The organism is Streptomyces thermoviolaceus (genome assembly GCF_045209695.1).
GTDB classification, from domain to species: domain Bacteria; phylum Actinomycetota; class Actinomycetes; order Streptomycetales; family Streptomycetaceae; genus Streptomyces; species Streptomyces thermoviolaceus.
The window spans coordinates 3799695-3817415 of record NZ_CP109280.1 but is presented as its reverse complement, the minus strand read 5'-3'; the positions used below and the strand labels follow the sequence as shown (position 1 = coordinate 3817415).

Genomic DNA, 17721 nt, shown 5'->3' with positions numbered 1-17721 from the left:
TCGTCGAGGGACGAAGAACGGGGCAGTGATGCACAGCAGGACCACCTTCCGGACCCACCGGACGAGGAGAGCCGCCCGGGCCGCGGCGGCCGTCGCCGCCGGAGCACTGGCTCTCTCGCTCACCGCATGCAGCGGTTCGGACGACGACGGCAAGGGCGGAGGGGACAGCAGCGGCAGTCCCACCACGAACACCGTTGCGCTGCCCAAGCTGGACGGCGCGCACCTGGAGATCGCCGCCGTGTGGACCGGCGCCGAGCAGAAGAACTTCAAGCAGGTGCTGGCGGAGTTCGAGAAGCGCACCGGTGCGAAGGTCACCTTCGTCCCCGCCCAGGACCCCATCATCAACTTCCTCGGGTCCAAGATCGCGGGCGGGCAGCCGCCGGACGTGGCCCTGCTGCCGCAGCCGGGTGCCATCAAGCAGGCCGTGGACAAGGGCTGGGCCAAGCCGCTCGGCCCCGAGGCGCAGGCCGAGCTGGAGAAGAACTACTCGCAGGGCTGGCAGGACATCGGCAAGGTCGACGGCAAGCCGTACGGCGTCTACTACAAGGCCGCCAACAAGTCGCTGATCTGGTACAACGCCAAGGTCTTCGAGAACGCGGGCGTCAGCGAGCCCAAGACGTGGAAGGACCTGCTGAACACCGCGCAGACGATCTACGACTCCGGGGTCACGCCGTTCTCCGTGGGCGGCGCGGACGGCTGGACGCTCACCGACTGGTTCGAGAACATCTACCTCTCCCAGGCGGGCCCGGAGAAGTACGACCAGCTGGCCCAGCACAAGATCAAGTGGACGGATCCGTCGGTCAAGCAGGCACTGACCACGCTGGCCGAGATCTTCTCCAAGAAGGACTACATCGCGGGCGGCCCGGACGGCGCGCTGCAGACCGAGTTCCCGGCGTCCGTCACGCAGACCTTCACCGGCGGTGACCAGCCGAAGGCCGGCATGGTCTTCGAGGGCGACTTCGCGCAGGTCAACATCGGCGAGACGAAGGCGAAGGTGGGCACGGACGCGAAGGTGTTCCCCTTCCCGGCCGTGGGTGACACCGCGCCGGTGGTCTCCGGCGGCGACGCGGCGGTGATCCTGAAGGACTCCAAGGCGGCGCAGGCGCTGGTGACGTTCCTGGCCTCGCCGGACGCGGCGACCATCCAGGCGAAGCTCGGCGGCTACCTGTCGCCGAACAAGAACGTGCCCGAGTCGGCGTACCCGAACGAGGTGCAGCGCAAGATCGCCAAGGCGCTGATCGCCTCGGGCGACGACTTCCGCTTCGACATGTCCGACCAGGCTCCGCAGGCCTTCGGCGGCACGCCCGGCAAGGGCGAGTGGAAGGACCTGCAGGACTTCCTGCAGAACCCGACGGATGTCGCGGGGACCCAGGCGAGGCTGGAGAAGGACGCGGCGGCGGCCTACGGCAACGGGAGCTGAGCCGACGATGACCCGACTTCGCTCAGGAGGCCGGCGATGACGTCGGCAACGGCACCGGGCGTCGCCGAGACACCGGCGGCGCCCCGCGCCTCTCGCACCGGCAGGAGCGTGACCGGCACCCGGCGCTGGGTGGCGGCGCTGTTCCTGCTGCCCGCCCTGGTGCTGCTGGGTGCCCTCGTGGTCTACCCGATCGGGTACTCGATCGTCCGCAGCTTCTACGACAACTCCGGCGACCACTTCGCCGGGTTCGACAACTACACGGCGCTGTTCACCGACGACGGCATCCGCACGGCGCTGAAGAACAACATCATCTGGGTGGTGTTCGCGCCGGCCGTCGCCACCGCGCTCGGCCTGATCTTCGCGGTGCTCACCGAGCGGGTGCGCTGGGGCACGGCGTTCAAGCTGGTCGTCTTCATGCCGATGGCGATCTCGATGCTGGCGGCCGGGATCATCTTCCGGCTGGTGTACGACCAGGACCCCGACAAGGGCGTGGCGAACGCGGTGTGGGTGGGCATCCACGACACGTTCGCGCCGTCGTCGGCGTTCCCGAAGGCGCACCCGGGCCGCAACTCGCCGCTCGAGCCCGAGGACGGCGGGTTCGTCACCACCAGCCCGGTGCACGTCGGGCAGTCGGTGGCCCTGCCGCTCGTCGGTGTGGCGCCGGAGCAGATGCCCGACGACGCGAAGACGGCCGTGCAGGCCCCCGCGGAGCCGGGGAAGATCACCGGCACCACCTGGCAGGACTTCACCCGCGGCAAGGGCGTCGGCAAGCTCGGCGCGGTGGACTCCACCGAGCTGGGCTATGCCGGGATGCGGATCGAGGCCGTCAAGGACGGCAAGGTGGTGGCGACGACGAAGGCCGCCGCGGACGGCACCTTCACGCTGCCCGCCGAGGCCGACGGCGCCGTGCTGCGGCTGCCGGCGAGCAACTTCACGGAGCCGTACAACGGTGTGGACTGGCTCGGTCCGGCGCTGGTGACGCCCGCGATCGTCGGGGCGTACGTGTGGATGTGGGCCGGGTTCGCGATGGTGCTGATCGCGGCGGGGCTCGCGAGTGTGCCGCGGGAGCTGCTGGAGGCGGCCCGGGTGGACGGCTGCAACGAGTGGCAGGTGTTCCGCCGGATCACCGTGCCGGTGCTGGCCCCGGTGCTCGGGGTGGTCGTGGTCACCCTGATGATCAACGTTCTGAAGATCTTCGACCTGGTGTTCATCATCGCGCCGGGCTCCTCCCAGGACGACGCCAACGTGCTGGCGCTGGAGCTGTACCGCAAGGGCTTCTCGGAGGGCCGGCCGGGCGTGGCCAGCGCCATCGCGGTGTTCCTGCTGGTGCTGGTGATCCCGGTGATGCTGTTCAACATGCGGCGCTTGCGTCGGGAGGTGCGTCGATGACCGCGGAAGCGGAAGTTCTTCCCACGGCGCCGGCGGCCGAGCCGGTCAAGGCGCGGCGGTCGCTGGGCGCCCGGCTGGCGGAGGCGGTCAGCGGCGGCCTGGTGCGGGTCTTCTTGATCGTGGTGGGCCTGTTCTGGCTGGTCCCCACGATCGGGCTGCTGCTGTCGTCGCTGCGCTCCCCGCAGGACATGAGTTCCAGCGGCTGGTGGACGGTGTTCACCAAGCCCTCGCAGCTGACCTTCGACAGCTACAGCAAGCTGCTGGAGAACGGCGACATCACCAACTCCCTGCTGAACACCATCCTGATCACCGTGCCGGCGACGGTGCTGGTGATCGTGATCGGTGCGCTGGCCGGGTACGCGTTCGCGTGGATGGAGTTCCCCGGGCGCGACTGGTGGTTCCTCGGCGTGGTCGGGCTGCTGGTGGTGCCGGTGCAGGTGGCGCTGATCCCGATCGCCGAACTCTTCGGCAAGATCGGTCTGTTCGGCTCGATCTTCGGTGTGGTGCTGTTCCACACCGGGTTCGGTCTGCCGTTCGCGGTGTTCCTGCTGCGCAACTTCTTCGCCGAGATCCCCCGCGAGCTGCTGGAGGCCGCCCGGCTGGACGGCGCCGGTGAACTGCGGCTGTTCACCCGTGTGGTGATGCCGCTGGGCGGGCCGGCGATCGCGAGCCTGGGCATCTTCCAGTTCCTGTGGGTGTGGAACGACATGCTGGTGGCGCTGGTGTTCACCAAGTCCGGCACCCAGCCGATCACGGTGGCGCTGCAGACCCAGGTGCGGCAGTTCGGCAACAACATCGACGTGCTGGCGCCCGGCGCGTTCATCTCGATGGTGATCCCGCTGGTGGTCTTCTTCGCCTTCCAGCGGCAGTTCGTCTCCGGTGTGATGGCGGGCGCGGTCAAGTAGCGCGCGCCGCAACGACGATCGAGGGGGCGGGCCACCACGGCCCGCCCCCTCGATCCGTTCTCCGTCCGTGCGGCCTCAGCCGTTCTTGTGCGGCCTCAGCCGTTCTTGTGCGGCCTCAGCCGTTCTTGTGCGGCCTCAGCCGTTCCGCTGCTTGTGCGGCCTCAGCCGTTCCGCGCGGCGGGCGTGTCCCTCCCTTGTCCGGCGGGCCGTCCCCGGCGGCCCCTGTCGCCGTGCACCGTCCGGTGGGACGCCGTGCCGGACCCCTCCTGCCGGCCGTCAACGCCGCGCAGGCGGCCCGACTCACTCGATCGAGTGATCATGGGCCGCCGCAGCGCCTGGGCCGTCGGCCCGCCGCGCCGTGAGGGCCGGGCCGAGGCGGTCACTCGACGACGAGCTCGACCGGGATGTTGCCGCGGGTCGCGTTGGAGTACGGGCAGACCTGGTGCGCCTGCTCGACCAGCTTGCGGCCGGTGGCCTCGTCCACCGAGTCGGGCAGCTCCACGCGCAGGGTGACGGCCAGACCGAAGCCCGCGCCCTGCTTGCCGATGCCGACCTCACCGGTGACCGCGGCGTCCGCGAGGTCCACCTTGGCCTGGCGGCCGACGAGGGCGAGAGCACTGGCGAAGCAGGCGGCGTAACCGGCGGCGAACAGCTGCTCGGGGTTGGTGCCCTGCCCGTTGCCGCCCAGCTCGACCGGCGGGGCGAGCTGCACGTCCAGCTTGCCGTCGGAGGTGTAGGCGCGGCCCTCACGGCCGTGGGTGGCAGTGGCGACGGCGGTGTACAGCGCTTCCATGGTGACCATCCCTCTCGTGGATCGGTGGGGGCGTGCGCCCCGGCCATAAGTGAAGCACCCAATTCAATTGTGTGCAACCAAATGTCCCGCGAGCTACCCTGTGGGCATGACGACCGAGGTTGAGCCCACCGCCGTGCCGGAGGAGGACCTGCTGCGGCTGGACACGCAGATCTGCTTCTCCCTGCACGCCGCCTCCCGCGCCTTCAACAGCGTCTACCGGGTGCTGCTGAAGGACCTGGGCCTGACCTACCCGCAGTACCTGGTGATGCTGGTGCTGTGGGAACACGGCGAGACGCCCGTGAAGGAGCTGGGCGCCCGGCTGCGCCTGGACTCCGGCACCCTCTCTCCGCTGCTCAAGCGCCTGGAGGCGGCCGGCTTCGTCGTCCGGGAGCGCAGCAGCCGCGACGAGCGCTCGGTCGTGGTGCGCCCGACCGCCGAAGGGGCGGCACTGCGGGAGCGGGCCGCCCTGATCCCGCCCCGGATCATGGCCGCCAGCGGCTGCACCGTCGACGAACTGCGCGACCTCCACGCCCGTCTCGCCCGGCTGACCGCCTCGCTCGACGCAGCCGCCCGCCAGGGCGCGCCGGATCCCCGCTGAAGGCACGGATCCTCGGGTTCCGCCGGTCGGCGGCGGACGGCGATGCGGTGAAGCTTCCGAGAACCCTCACCGTGCGGTCGGCGTAGCGTCACCCGTGTGCCGCGCGGCAGGTCTACGATCCGCCGTGATGAGCCCTGTCCCCCGCGCACCGCGCGCCCTCGCACGCACGTCGGCCGGATCCCGGCTGCTCGCCCTGGCGGCCGCCTGGGTGCTGACCCGTGCCGTGATGCTGTGGCTGCTCGCGCACAACACGCTGCGCCCGCTGGGCCGCGGCGCGGTGGCGCGCGAGGTGTGGCTGCTGTACCAGGACTGGTCCCAGGTGCTCGCCCACGGCGCGTTCCCGGCGCACGACACGCTCTGGCAGTACCCGCCGGGCGCCGCCCTGGTGCTGCTCTCCCCGGTCCTCGTGCCGGGGCTGACCTATTTCCAGGCGTTCGTGGCGCTCGCCCTCGCCGCCGACGCGGTGATCGCCCTGGCGCTGGCCCGGGCCGGCACCCGTGACGGCCGCAGCCTGCGCGGAGCCGCGTACTGGGTGCTGGGCCTGCCGCTGCTGCAGCACATCCCGCTGGCCCGCTACGACGTGCAGGTCACCGCGTGCGCCGTGCTCGCCCTGCTGGCCCTGCCCCGTCGGCCCCGCACGGGCGGCTCCCTCGCGGCGCTGGGCGCCCTGGCGAAGGTCTGGCCGGTGCTGGTGCTGCTGGGCACCGCCCGGGGCCGCGCCACCCGGAGCGCCTGGACGGCGGCGGCGCTCACCGCGGCGGCCGGCGGAGGCATGCTCGCCCTGCTGTTCCGCAACCCGCTGTCCTTCGCGCGCCAACAGGGCGGCCGGGGCGTGCAGATCGAGTCCTTCGGCGGCACCGTGCTGGCCCTGGCCACGCACGCCGGCTGGCCCGGCTCGGTGCACTACCGGTACGGATCGCTGGAGTTCACCGGCCCGCATGTGCAGACGGTCGCGCACCTGGCGCTGGCGCTGTCGGCGGCCGCCTTCGCGCTCCTCGTGTGGTGGCGGCTGCGGGCCCGCCGCTGGACGCCTGCGACCCCGTGCGACGCGGCGCTGACCGCCGTGCTGCTGTTCACCGTGACCAGCCGGGTGATCAGCCCCCAGTACATGATCTGGCTGCTCGGGCTGGCCGCGGTGTGCCTCGCCTCACGGCACACCAGCCAGCGCCCGGTGGCCGTGCTCGTCGCCCTGGCGAGCCTGGTGAGCGCCATCGCCTACCCTGGCCTGTACGGCCAGGTGGCGGGCTGCACCTGGGTGGGCTGTGCGCTGATGCTGGCCCGCAACGGCCTGCTCGCCGCCGCGGCGGTGATCTCGTTCGCCCGGCTGCGACGCGCCACGCACCTGGAGGTGTCCGACGCACAACCCGCACCGGCCGGGCACCGTCTTCCGCACGGGACGATGAGTCCCTCGTGACGAGACCCGCCCGGCTCCGCCCCATGCCATGCCCGCACCCGCGACCCCTGCCGTGGATTTGATGCACACACATCCGAGCCAGAACGCCGACCAGAGCCCGTCCCGCGTCGCCGTCGTCGTCATCGGCTACAACGACGCCTCGCACATCACCGAGGCGGTGCGCTCCGCCCTCGACCAGGGGCCCGTGGTCCGCGAGGTGATCGCCGTCGACGACTGCTCGACCGACGGCAGCCCCGAGCTGCTCGCCCGCCTGGCCGAGAGCGAACCGCGCCTGCGGGTGGTGCGCCGCCCGGCCAACAGCGGCGGCTGCGGCAGCCCCCGCAACACCGGCATCGACGCGGTGACCTCGCCGTACGTGATGTTCCTCGACAGCGACGACGTGCTGCCGCCCGGCGCGGCGCGGGCGCTGCTGGACGCCGCCGAGCGGGAGGACACCGAGGTGGCGGCGGGGCTGTGCGTGCGCCGCGAGCTGCCCTCGGGACGCGAGGTGCCCTGGCAGCGAGGGCTGTACACGCAGCGCACCGTCCTCACCGGCACCAGGCGGCTGACCCGCCTGATGCCCGACACGCTGTGCGTCAACAAGCTGTACCGCACGGACTTCCTGCGCGAGCACGCCATCCGCTTCCCCGAGGGCCGCTTCCCGTACGAGGACATCGTCTTCACCGCGCGGGTGCTGGCCGCCGCGCCCCGGGTGGCCCTCGTCCCGGACCGGGTCTATGTGTGGCACGTGCGCCGCTCGGCGCGGCAGCTGTCCATCTCGCTGGACCGCGGGCACATCGACAACTGGCAGGCCCGCATCACGGCCGGCCGGCAGGCGTACGAGATCCTCCTGGGCGCCGGCCACAAGGACCTCGCGCGGGCGACGCGCGCCAAGTTCCTCGACCACGACCTGCGCATGTACGTCCGCGAGCTGGGCCTGCGCGACGCCGAGTACCGGCGCGCCTGGTGGGCGCTGACCCGGGCGTACCTCGGCGAGTACGACGCGGCCGACCTCACCGCCTCCCCGGTCGCGCCCGGCCGTCTGCTCGCCCGGGTGATCCTGGCCTCGCCCGAGCCGCGCGACCTGCCCCGGCTGCGGGAGCTGGCCGCCCGCCCGGCCCGGCTGTGCCCGCCCTACGCACGCGACGACCAGGGCACTCCCGTGTGGGCGCCCGATCTGCCCCAGGTCACCCTGGAGCCCATGCCGAACCTGCCCGCGCACCGGTCGCCGCTCGCCGTGGACGCCGCGCTGCTCACCCGCGCGTCCCGGAGCGAGCTGCGGCTGCGCCTGCACGAGATGTACGGCCAGGTCGCGGCCGCCGGGCCGCGGACGCTGGACGTCGAGTGGCGGCACCGGGACGCCGGCCGGACGGCCCGGCGCACCACGATTCCGCTGACCCCGGTGGGCACGGACGGGTGGTCGGCCCGGACCCTCGTCGACCTGGCGGCGCTCGGCTCGGGCACCTGGGACCTCAGGCTGCGGGTCCACTTCGCCGACGGCACCAGCACCGAGATGTCGGCGCACGCCCTGGCGCACCGCGGGCTGCTGTCCCGCCGCGTCCTGCCGAGCCTGCGCCACGGCGTTCTGCTGGCCCAGCCCTACGCCACGCACTCCGGCGCGCTCGCGCTGCGCCTGGCGACCGGCCCGTCCGGTGTCGCCACGGTGCTGCGCGGCAGGCTGGACCGGCTGATGCGCGGCACACTCGACCGGCTGCTGCGCGGCAGGCCGGACCGGCTGCTGCCCGGCAGGCGCGGCCGCCGGTTCGCCTGAGACCGGCGCCCGCGCCCGCGGTACCCCCTACAGCGCCCTGAGCGCCGCGGCCGTCCCCCGGGCCAGGGCGTCGAGGTAGCCCCGAGGCAGCTCCGGCGACCGGACGACGACCGCGCGCCAGTACAGCGGGCCGGAGATCAGGTCGAGGGCGAGGTCGCGGTCCAGGCCGGAGCGGATCTCCCCGCGGTCCTCGGCCGCCGCGAGGATGCTGCTGGCCACGCTCTCCTGGCCGTCCCGCAGAGCCCGCTGCACCGCTTCGGCGAGGTCCGGGTTGCGTGCGGCCTCGGCCTGCAGATCGGGCAGGATCTGCGAGACCACGGGGTGGCGCAGCGCGCGGGAGGTCACCTCGTACAGCAGGCGCAGATCGCTCTCCAGGGCCCCGGTGTCCGGGGCGGGCAGCCCCTGGACGGCCAGCGCCGAGACGATGTCGAGCACCAGGTGCAGTTTGGAGCGCCACCGGCGGTACACGGCCGTCTTGCCGACGCCGGCGCGCCGCGCGATGCCCTCGATGGACATGCGCGCATAGCCGACGGCCGCCAGTTCCGCGAAGACGGCGGCCCGGATCGCCTCCGTGACGTCCTCGCGCAGCACCGCCGCGCCCGCGGGCGCACGGCGGCGCGGCGGCCGGGCCGAGGACGGTGATGCGCCGGCGTCAGTGGTCATGGTCCCCAGCATAGAGGTGACGACGGAACGGTTGCGTCGCGACGTCCGGTCGCCGTACGCTCTCGTTGCGACGATACGGTTCCGTTCCGACGTAAGCGACCACGAAGAGACCGGTGAGAAGCCCGGCGCGCCGGGCCGCACCCCAGCAACGAAAGCAGCGGATGTGAGCCAGGTCCTCCACACACCGCCCCCCGGCGCGGCACACAGCGGCGAGGACGACCTCGCGGCGCTCGCCGCCCGGCACGGCCTGTCCGTCAGCGGCGCCCGCCCCGGCCTGCCCGAGTACGTGCGGCAGCTGTGGGCGCGCCGCCACTTCATCACCGCCTTCGCCACCGCCAAGCTGACCGCCCAGTACAGCCAGGCCAGGCTGGGCCAGGTCTGGCAGGTGGCCACGCCGCTGCTCAACGCGGCGGTGTACTACGTCATCTTCGGCGTGCTGCTCGGCACCAAGCACGGCGTCGACGACTACATCCCGTTCCTGGTGACCGGCGTGTTCGTGTGGACGTTCACCCAGAGCTCGGTCATGGCGGGCACCCGGGCCATCTCCGGCAACCTCGGCCTGGTGCGGGCCCTGCACTTCCCGCGCGCCGCGCTGCCCATCTCCTTCGCCCTGCAGCAGCTGCAGCAGCTGCTGTTCTCGATAGCCGCGCTGCTGATCATCCTGTTCTGCTTCGGCATCCCCGCCGGCCCGTCCTGGCTGCTGACGGTTCCGGTGCTGGTGCTGCAGTTCGCCTTCAACGCCGGGCTCGCGATGATCATGGCGCGGATGGGCGCCAAGACCCCGGACATCGCCCAGCTGATGCCGTTCGTGCTGCGCACCTGGATGTACGTCTCCGGCGTGATGTTCAGCCTCGACAAGACGCTGCGCGAGACCCACCTGCCGCACGCCGTGCAGGTGCTGCTGGAGGCCAACCCGGCCGCCGTCTACATCGACCTGATGCGCTTCGCGCTCATCGACAGCTTCCACGCCTCGCAGCTCCCGCACCATGTGGGGGCCTACGCGCTGGGCTGGGCGCTGCTCGTCGGCGTCGGCGGTTTCGTCTGGTTCTGGAAAGCCGAGGAGAGGTACGGCCGTGGCTGAGCGGACCGAGGAGAGCATCCCCACCGTCATCGCCGACCGGGTGGACATCGTCTACCGGGTGCACGGCACCGGCGCCGGGCGCGGCTCGGCCACCGCCGCGCTGCACCGCATCCTGCGCCCCGGGAAGGCGGCGAAGGCCGCGGGCGTGCGCCGGGTGCACGCCGTGAAGAAGGTGTCGTTCGTCGCCCGCAGGGGCGAGGCCATCGGCCTGATCGGCACCAACGGCTCGGGCAAGTCCACGCTGCTGAAGGCGATCGCCGGTCTGCTGCCGGTGGAGAGCGGCGCGATCTACACCGACGGGCAGCCCTCCCTGCTCGGGGTGAACGCCGCGCTGATGAACGACCTGACCGGCGAGCGCAACGTCTACCTCGGCGGTCTGGCCATGGGCATGTCCCGCGACCAGATCAAGGCCCGCTACCAGGAGATCGTCGACTTCTCCGGCATCAACGACAAGGGCGACTTCATCTCCCTGCCGATGCGGACCTACTCCTCCGGCATGGCCGCCCGGCTGCGGTTCTCCATCGCCGCCGCCAAGGACCACGACGTGCTGCTCATCGACGAGGCGCTGGCCACCGGCGACCGCGCCTTCCAGAAGCGCTCCGAGGCCCGCATCCGCGAGCTGCGCGAGCAGGCCGGCACCGTGTTCCTGGTCAGCCACAGCAACAAGTCGATCCGCGACACCTGCGAACGGGTGCTGTGGCTGGAGCGCGGGGAGCTGCGCATGGACGGCCCCACCGAGGACGTGCTGAAGGAGTACGAGGCGTTCACCTCGGGCCGGCGGTGACGCGCACGGGGCCTCCTTCGGTGCCGCCTGCGCGGGCGGCGGTCAGGGCGTGGCCGCGTACAGCATCTGGCCGCCGGGCCCGCGGGTCACCGGGCGCAGCCCCGGCTGCATGGGGCGCCGTGCACTGTCGACGACCCAGCGCACGTGGTACCGGTCGAGGATCTGCCGCCGCACCTCGGGCGGGGTGCGGCGGGTGTAGTAGTACCGCACGTCCCACTCGCGCCGTACCGCGTCCTTGAGGAAGAAGTCCGGGTAGCCGGGGGCGACGGTGTAGACGCCGTAGGCCGGGAGCAGCCGGTTGGGGAAGTCCCGGGCCATCACCACGTCACCGGACCGCACGTACGGGGTGATCCAGGCGTAGTCCGTCCAGGGCGGGGTGTAGTGCACCGCGAGCATCTCGGGCAGTGCGGCCCGCCCCAGGACGTAGCCGAGCACCCCGGCCTGGGCCCAGGCGCCGGCCGTCAGCGCGGCGGCCAGCGTCCAGGCCCAGCCGGTGCGCACCGCGCGGCGGTGGCCCGGATGCAGCACCTCCAGCGCGGCGGCCAGCTGCGCCGGGATCAGCGCCGCCGGCAGGGCCCGGCCCCACTCGTAGTGGCCGGTGACATACGCCGCCGCGCACACCACCGCGCCGAGCGCGAAGAAGACCGCCAGCACATCGCGCCGGTCGCGGCGCAGCCGCAGCACCAGCGCGGCCACGCCGAGCAGCGCCAGCCAGTAGCGGCCCGCGAAGTCGGTGAACAGGGCGCGGTGCACCCCGTCCAGGTCGCCGCCCTCCCAGAACAGGGCGAAGAAGTCGTAGTACGGCCACAGCCACAGCACCAGCGCACCGGCCGCCGCGGCGGCGGCGAGGCGCGGCCATCGGGTGCGCGGCGGGCGGGCGGCGACCACCACGGCCAGGTCGCCGAGCGTGGCGACGATCCCGGTGAACTGGTGGCACAGCAGGATCACCGCCCACAGCACCCCCAGCCCCAGCCAGGTCCCCCAGCCGCTGGGCTCGCGCAGCGCCCGGGTCAGCCAGGCCCAGTGGTGGAAGGCCAGGCCCAGGGCGAACACGCTCGGGTAGGACACCGTCAGCGCCAGGGAGTTCAGGGAGACGAACCCGCTCCAGTTGATGATGTCGGTGCCCCACAGCAGCACCAGGCCGAACGCGGCCAGCGCCGGCGCGGCCCGGTGCGGGCTCAGCGTGCGCACGTACCGCCACACGCCGGTCGCCAGCAGCGCGAGGCCGGCCAGTGCGGCCAGCCGCAGCACGACGAAGACGTCGAGGCGGCTCACCCTGGCCAGGCAGCCGAGCAGCACCATCCACGGCGAGTAGTAGGGGCTGGGGGTGTCCGCGTCGACGAGCGGGTTGCCGGGGTGGCGCAGGCTGTGCCGCAGACGTTCCACGGTGGCCGCGTGCATGCCCAGGTCGCCGGCCCAGGGAAGCCGCAGGACCACCACGAACAGCAGCACGAGCAGCAGTGCGGCGGCGGCACGGGACGCGGCCGTGCCGCGGCTCGCGCCCGGTGCGCGCGGCGCGGCCCGGCCGGGCAGGCGCGCCTCAGGCGGCGCGGCGCGCATCGTCCGGAAGGACCCGGGTGCGGTGGGCGGCGTGGTGCGCCGTGCGGACGGCCGTGGGGACGACGGCCGGCGTGACCGGACGGTGCCGGGCGGGGCGGCGCGCCGTGCCCCGCGCGGAGGCGGAGGCGGGCGCGGCCGGGCTCTCGGGAAGGTTCGCAGTCACGCGCGTCACTGTATCCGAATTATCCGGATAAGAATGAAAAGTGACCTTTGTGAGGGCGTTTCTCGGAGCAGCGTTGGGACGACGACGGCGCCCCGGACCGCACGGTCCGGGGCGCCGTCACACAGACCTGTACCGGCTTACGAGTGCGTGCGCAGCAGGGTGCGCATGGTGCGCATCGCGACCGACAGGTTGGCCAGATCGAACGAGTCCGAGCTGCGGATCTCCTCCAGCGTGGTGCGGGCCCGCGCCAGGATCGCCGCGTTCTTCTGCTCCCACACCTTGTACCGCTGCTCGGGCGTCGCGGTGTCGTCGCCGACGGCCAGCACGTCCGCGGTCAGTGCCGCGTGGGCCGCGTAGAGGTCCTCGCGGATCGCGGCACGGGCCATGGACTGCCAGCGGTCGGCGCGCGGCAGCTCGAGGATCCGGTCCATCAGCACGGTGATGTCCAGCCGGTCGGCGAGGTCGTAGTACACCTCGGCGACCTCCAGCGGATCCTTGCCCATGCGGTCGGCCACCGAGACGATGTCGAGCGCCGGGAAGACGGAGGAGAACCCGGCCACCCGGACGGCCAGCTCGTCCGGGACGCCGGCGGCGGACAGCTCGTCGTAGACCTGCTCGTACCACTCCAGGTCCGCGCCCTTGAGCAGCTTGGGCAGCTGCTGCCACACCTGCTCGACCCGGTCGGCGAAGAACTCGACCGTCTCGCTCAGCTGCAGCGGCTGCGGCCGGTTGTTCAGCAGCCAGCGGGTGCCGCGCTCGACCAGGCGGCGCGAGTGCAGCCGGATCCGGGTCTGGACGTCGGCCGGGACCTTGTTGTCCAGCTCCTCCACGGCGTCCCACACCGGGGCCGAGCGGAAGATCGCGCGGGCCGCGGTCTGCGCCCGGACGATCTCCTCCAGCGAGGCGCCGGTCTCCTCCCGCAGCCGGTGCAGATAGGTCGTACCGCCGGTGTTGACGGTGTCGTTGACCAGCACCGTCGTGGTGATCTCCCGGCGCAGCGGGTGGTTGTCGATCTGCTCGGCGAACTTCTTGCGCAGCGGCGTGGGGAAGTAGGCGTGCAGCAGGCTGCGCAGGTAGGGGTCGTCCGGCAGGGAGGTGCGCAGCAGCTCCTCGGCGACCGTGATCTTGGTGTAGGCCAGCAGCACGGCCGTCTCGGGGCCGGTCAGGCCCTGGCCCGCGGCCAGCCGCTCGCGGATCTGCCGGTCGGTGGGCAGGAACTCCAGTGCCCGGTTCAGGTGGCCCTCGCGCACCAGGTGCTTCATGAAGCGCTGCTGGGCGTGGAGCATGTCCTTGGACTGGGCGAGCGCGTTGGCGATCGCCGTGTTCTGCGCGTAGTTGTTGCGCAGCACCAGGGCGCCGACCTCGTCGGTCATCTGGGCGAGCAGCTTGTTGCGCTGCTTGACGGTCATGTCGCCGTCCGCGACCAGACCGTTGAGCAGGATCTTGATGTTCACCTCGTGGTCGGAGGTGTCCACACCCGCGCTGTTGTCGATGGCGTCGGTGTTGACCTTGCCGCCGGCCTGCGCGAACTCGATCCGGCCGAGCTGGGTGCAGCCCAGGTTGCCGCCCTCGCCGATGACCTTCACCCGCAGGTCGCGGCCGTCGACCCGGATGGCGTCGTTGGCCTTGTCGCCGACGTCGGCGTGGGACTCGGTGGAGGCCTTGACGTAGGTGCCGATGCCGCCGTTCCACAGCAGGTCCACCGGGGCCTTGAGGATCGCCCGCATCAGGTCGGCCGGGGTCATCTTGGTGACGTTGTCCTCGATGCCCAGCGCCTCGCGGATGTGCGCGTTGACCGGGATGGACTTCAGGCTGCGCGGGAAGACGCCGCCGCCCGGCGACAGCAGCTCGGTGTTGTAGTCGGCCCAGCTGGAGCGCGGCAGCTCGAACAGGCGGCGCCGCTCGGCGTACGAGGTGGCCGCGTCCGGGTTCGGGTCGATGAAGATGTGCCGGTGGTCGAAGGCGGCGACCAGACGGATGTGCTCGCTGAGCAGCATGCCGTTGCCGAACACGTCACCGGACATGTCGCCGATGCCGACGACCGTGAAGTCCTCGCTCTGGGTGTCCACGCCCAGCTCGCGGAAGTGCCGCTTGACCGACTCCCAGGCGCCGCGGGCGGTGATGCCCATGCCCTTGTGGTCGTAGCCGGCGCTGCCGCCCGAGGCGAAGGCGTCGCCCAGCCAGAAGTCGTACTGCGCGGCGACCTCGTTGGCGATGTCGGAGAAGGTCGCGGTGCCCTTGTCGGCGGCGACGACCAGGTAGGTGTCGTCGCCGTCGTGCCGGACCACGTCCTTGGGCGGCACGACCTCGCCGGCGACCATGTTGTCGGTGATGTCGAGCAGCGCCGAGATGAACGTCCGGTAGCTGGCGACGCCCTCCGCCAGCCAGGCGTCCCGGTCCACGGCCGGGTCGGGCAGCTGCTTGGCGACGAAGCCGCCCTTGGCGCCCACCGGCACGATGACGGTGTTCTTCACCATCTGCGCCTTGACCAGGCCCAGGATCTCGGTGCGGAAGTCCTCGCGCCGGTCGGACCAGCGCAGACCACCGCGGGCGACCTTGCCGAAGCGCAGGTGCACGCCCTCCACGCGCGGCGAGTACACCCAGATCTCGAACGCCGGGCGCGGCGCCGGCAGGTCCGGGATGGCCTGCGGGTCGAACTTCATCGAGACGTAGTCGTGCGGCTCGCCCGCGGCGTCCTTCTGGAAGAAGTTGGTGCGCAGGGTCGCCTTGATGACCGTCAGGAACGACCGCAGGATGCGGTCCTCGTCCAGCGAGGCCACCTGGTCCAGGGCCGCGTCGGCCTCCTCCAGCAGCGCGTCCACCAGCTCCCGTCCGGCCCGCTGCCGCTCCGGCGACAGCCGTGCCTCGAACAGGGAGACGAGCAGCCGGGTGGTGTGGACGTTGTTGCGGAGGGTGTCCTCCATGTAGTCCTGGCTGAACGTCGACCCGGCCTGACGCAGGTACTTGGCGTAGGCGCGGAGCACCATCGCCTGCCGCCAGGTCAGCCCGGCGCCGAGCACCAGGGCGTTGAACCCGTCGTTCTCCGCCTTGCCGGTCCACACGGCGGCGAAGGCGTCCTGGAACCGCTCACGGGCGTCGTCGGCGAGGTGGTCGCCGCCGGTGGCGGCGGGCGGGATGCGCAGACCGAAGTCGTAGATCCACACCGTGGAGCGGTCGGCGCGGCGCAGCTCGTACGGCCGCTCGTCGGTGACCTCCACGCCGAGCCGGCTGAGCACCGGCAGCACCTGCGAGAGGGAGACCGAGCCGCCCCTCTGGTAGATCTTGAACCGCCGCTCCTCGGGCCCGGCGCCCACCGGCTCGTACAGGCTCAGCGCGAACGTTTTGTCGTCGTCGAGCTGCTCCAGGCGGACGAGGTCGGCGACCGCGGCGCGCGGCGTGTGGTCGGCCTTGTAGCCCTCGGGGAAGGCGTGGGCGTAGCGGCGCAGCAGCTCGGCGGCGCGTTCCTCGCCCAGCTCGGCGGTCAGCGCCTCGGAGAAGGCGTCCGCCCAGGAGCGTGCGGCCTCCGCCAGGCGGGCCTCGATGCGCTCCTTGTCGGCGTCGGACAGCTCCGGCAGTTCGCTGCCCTGCGGGACACGGACCACGAAGTGCAGCCGGGAGAGCACCGACTCCGTGTTCCAGGCGGTGAAGTCGACGCTGGTGCCGCCCAGTTCCTCCTTGAGGATGTCGATGATCCGCAGGCGCACCCCGGTGGTGTAGCGGTCGCGCGGCAGGTAGACCAGCGCCGAGTAGTAGCGGCCGTACTCGTCCTGCCGCAGGTACAGCCGCAGCCGGCGGCGCTCCTGCAGGTAGAGCACGGACGTGACGATCGACTGCAGCTCGTCGACCGGGGTCTGGAACAGCTCGTCGCGCGGGTAGGTCTCCAGGATCTGCAGCAGGTCGCGCCCGTCGTGGCTGTTGGGCGAGAAGCCGGACCGCTCCAGGACTTCCTCGACCTTGCGGCGGATCACCGGGACCCGGCGCACCGACTCGGTGTAGGCGGCGGAGGAGAACAGGCCGAGGAACCGCCGCTCGCCGACGACGTTGCCCTGCGCGTCGAACTTCTTGACGCCGATGTAGTCCAGGTAGGACGGCCGGTGCACGGTGGCCCGGCTGTTGGCCTTGGTCAGCACGAGCAGCTTGTGCTCGCGGGCCTTGGCGCGCGCGTCCGCGGGCAGCCGCTCGAAGGACTCGCTGACCGGGTGGTCGTCGCCGCCGGCGTGGTGGGGGTCCGCGCGCAGTATGCCGAGCCCGGTGCCGGGCACCGCGGCCAGGGAGTCGTCGTCGCGCAGCCGGTACTCGCGGTACCCGAGGAACGTGAAGTGATCGTCCGCCAGCCAGCGCAGCAGCTCGCGGGCCTCCTCCACCTGCGGTCCGGGCAGATCGGCGGGGAGCGGCTCGTCGGACAGGCCGTCGGCGAGGCGGACGGCCGCGCCGCGCATCTTCTCCCAGTCCTCGACGGCCTCGCGCACGTCGGAGAGCACGCGCTGCAGGTCGGCGGTGATCTGCTGCAGATCGGCGCGGTCGGTCTCCCGGTCGATCTCGACGTGGATCCAGGACTCCACATGGGCGTCGTGCGGCAGCTCGTCGCCCGCCGACGCCTCGGTGAGGACCTCGAGCAGCTTGCCGGTCACGTCCCGGCGCACGACGATCTGCGGGTGGACGACGACGTGGATGCCGCGCCCCTGGCGGGTCAGCTCGTTGGTGACCGAGTCGACCAGGAACGGCATGTCGTCCGTGACCACCTCCACGACGGAGTGGCTGCACGTCCAGCCGTTCTCCTCGACCGTCGGGGTGTGCACGCGGACACTGGCGGTTCCCTGCGGGCGGTGCTCGGCCAGCCGGTAGTGGGAGAACGCGGCTCCGAAGACGTCGACCGGGTCGCGGTCGGCGAGGTCCTCGGGGGCGGTGTGCAGGTAGTAGCGCTGGAGGAACGCGAGCACGGCGTCCCGGTCCGGGGTGCCCTTGTCGGTCGTCCCGGTCGGGAGGCGTCCCCCGGCCGGACCGTTCTCAGCTACCCGGGCGGCCCGTTCGAGCAGCTCGGCCTTGGCTTCGTCCAGCTTGGTCTGCATTGTCCTTTGGCTCCTGTCGCGCGCCGTTGCGTGACGTTGAAGGGAGTACGGTTTCTTCCCCTCGGGCATGACGTCGCGGACCGGGATGTCCGGTCTCTACAGACGCTATGCCGCAAGGTGCGATGATCGGGG

General features: G+C 72.0%; 13 protein-coding genes. 8 read left to right on the top strand and 5 right to left on the bottom strand.

Translation table 11 applies throughout. The annotated features are described in order from the left end of the window. The first annotated feature begins 28 nt into the window (after positions 1 to 28). The 3 genes from OG899_RS16750 to OG899_RS16740 are packed head-to-tail and all read left to right on the top strand — an operon-like array spanning position 29 to position 3714. Positions 29 to 1420, top strand: a complete 1392-nt coding sequence (locus OG899_RS16750; RefSeq protein ID WP_125499235.1) for an ABC transporter substrate-binding protein — start codon at positions 29 to 31, stop codon at positions 1418 to 1420. Between the two features lie 36 nt (positions 1421 to 1456). Beyond that, positions 1457 to 2809 (top strand): carbohydrate ABC transporter permease, encoded by a 1353-nt coding sequence (locus OG899_RS16745; protein ID WP_406311075.1) that lies wholly within the window; start codon positions 1457 to 1459, stop codon positions 2807 to 2809. Next, the gene (locus OG899_RS16740) at positions 2806 to 3714 is read left to right on the top strand and encodes a carbohydrate ABC transporter permease (RefSeq protein WP_125499233.1); all 909 of its coding nucleotides are present in this window, start codon (positions 2806 to 2808) and stop codon (positions 3712 to 3714) included. The genes OG899_RS16745 and OG899_RS16740 overlap by 4 nt, the downstream gene beginning before the upstream one ends. A 379-nt stretch (positions 3715 to 4093) precedes the next feature. Here OG899_RS16740 and OG899_RS16735 read toward each other — a convergent pair whose 3' ends face one another. Then, on the bottom strand, positions 4094 to 4507 hold the full coding sequence (locus tag OG899_RS16735; protein ID WP_125499232.1) for an organic hydroperoxide resistance protein: 414 nt from the start codon (positions 4505 to 4507) through the stop codon (positions 4094 to 4096). A 106-nt stretch (positions 4508 to 4613) separates the two neighbouring features. Between OG899_RS16735 and OG899_RS16730 the strand changes: the two genes are divergently transcribed. The 3 genes from OG899_RS16730 (at position 4614) to OG899_RS16720 (ending at position 8269) form a co-directional block, all read left to right on the top strand. Beyond that, on the top strand, positions 4614 to 5105 hold the full coding sequence (locus tag OG899_RS16730) for a MarR family winged helix-turn-helix transcriptional regulator (RefSeq protein ID WP_125499231.1): 492 nt from the start codon (positions 4614 to 4616) through the stop codon (positions 5103 to 5105). 127 nt (positions 5106 to 5232) lie between these two features. After that, on the top strand, positions 5233 to 6519 hold the full coding sequence (locus OG899_RS16725; protein WP_168131958.1) for a glycosyltransferase 87 family protein: 1287 nt from the start codon (positions 5233 to 5235) through the stop codon (positions 6517 to 6519). A 61-nt stretch (positions 6520 to 6580) separates the two neighbouring features. After that, positions 6581 to 8269, top strand: a complete 1689-nt coding sequence (locus OG899_RS16720; protein WP_356846719.1) for a glycosyltransferase family 2 protein — start codon at positions 6581 to 6583, stop codon at positions 8267 to 8269. A gap of 27 nt (positions 8270 to 8296) precedes the next feature. Here the strand turns inward: OG899_RS16720 and OG899_RS16715 are convergent, their stop codons facing one another. After that, the gene (locus OG899_RS16715; RefSeq protein ID WP_229814039.1) at positions 8297 to 8932 is read right to left on the bottom strand and encodes a TetR/AcrR family transcriptional regulator; all 636 of its coding nucleotides are present in this window, start codon (positions 8930 to 8932) and stop codon (positions 8297 to 8299) included. A gap of 163 nt (positions 8933 to 9095) precedes the next feature. Here OG899_RS16715 and OG899_RS16710 point away from each other — a divergent pair, with 163 nt between their 5' ends. Both OG899_RS16710 and OG899_RS16705 read left to right on the top strand, forming a co-directional pair. Beyond that, complete coding sequence (locus tag OG899_RS16710) at positions 9096 to 10013, top strand: ABC transporter permease (RefSeq protein ID WP_406311074.1); 918 nt, start codon at positions 9096 to 9098, stop codon at positions 10011 to 10013. Then, entirely contained in the window at positions 10006 to 10797 is a 792-nt protein-coding gene (locus OG899_RS16705) for an ABC transporter ATP-binding protein (protein ID WP_125499226.1), read from the top strand. The genes OG899_RS16710 and OG899_RS16705 overlap by 8 nt, the downstream gene beginning before the upstream one ends. A 42-nt stretch (positions 10798 to 10839) precedes the next feature. Here OG899_RS16705 and OG899_RS16700 read toward each other — a convergent pair whose 3' ends face one another. From OG899_RS16700 to OG899_RS16690, 3 genes are all read right to left on the bottom strand, one after another. Next, positions 10840 to 12357: a hypothetical protein gene (locus tag OG899_RS16700; RefSeq protein WP_125499225.1), complete on the bottom strand. Its 1518-nt coding sequence runs from the start codon at positions 12355 to 12357 to the stop codon at positions 10840 to 10842. Continuing rightward, positions 12338 to 12520, bottom strand: coding sequence for a hypothetical protein (locus OG899_RS16695; protein ID WP_125499224.1), 183 nt, complete (start codon positions 12518 to 12520; stop codon positions 12338 to 12340). Before OG899_RS16695 ends, OG899_RS16700 begins: the two co-directional genes overlap by 20 nt. A 137-nt stretch (positions 12521 to 12657) precedes the next feature. Beyond that, positions 12658 to 17589, bottom strand: a complete 4932-nt coding sequence (locus OG899_RS16690; RefSeq protein ID WP_189427989.1) for an NAD-glutamate dehydrogenase — start codon at positions 17587 to 17589, stop codon at positions 12658 to 12660. Positions 17590 to 17721 lie beyond the last annotated feature (132 nt).

What these genes read in the sequence shown, in the direction of transcription:
- OG899_RS16715 (WP_229814039.1), bottom strand. Translation starts at nt 8,932, where the DNA reads ATGACCACTGACGCCGGCGCATCACCGTCCTCGGCCCGGCCGCCGCGC.
- OG899_RS16750 (WP_125499235.1), top strand. Translation starts at nt 29, where the DNA reads ATGCACAGCAGGACCACCTTCCGGACCCACCGGACGAGGAGAGCCGCC.
- OG899_RS16745 (WP_406311075.1), top strand. Translation starts at nt 1,457, where the DNA reads ATGACGTCGGCAACGGCACCGGGCGTCGCCGAGACACCGGCGGCGCCC.
- OG899_RS16725 (WP_168131958.1), top strand. Translation starts at nt 5,233, where the DNA reads ATGAGCCCTGTCCCCCGCGCACCGCGCGCCCTCGCACGCACGTCGGCC.
- OG899_RS16740 (WP_125499233.1), top strand. Translation starts at nt 2,806, where the DNA reads ATGACCGCGGAAGCGGAAGTTCTTCCCACGGCGCCGGCGGCCGAGCCG.
- OG899_RS16700 (WP_125499225.1), bottom strand. Translation starts at nt 12,357, where the DNA reads ATGCGCGCCGCGCCGCCTGAGGCGCGCCTGCCCGGCCGGGCCGCGCCG.
- OG899_RS16730 (WP_125499231.1), top strand. Translation starts at nt 4,614, where the DNA reads ATGACGACCGAGGTTGAGCCCACCGCCGTGCCGGAGGAGGACCTGCTG.
- OG899_RS16690 (WP_189427989.1), bottom strand. Translation starts at nt 17,589, where the DNA reads ATGCAGACCAAGCTGGACGAAGCCAAGGCCGAGCTGCTCGAACGGGCC.
- OG899_RS16720 (WP_356846719.1), top strand. Translation starts at nt 6,581, where the DNA reads ATGCACACACATCCGAGCCAGAACGCCGACCAGAGCCCGTCCCGCGTC.
- OG899_RS16735 (WP_125499232.1), bottom strand. Translation starts at nt 4,507, where the DNA reads ATGGAAGCGCTGTACACCGCCGTCGCCACTGCCACCCACGGCCGTGAG.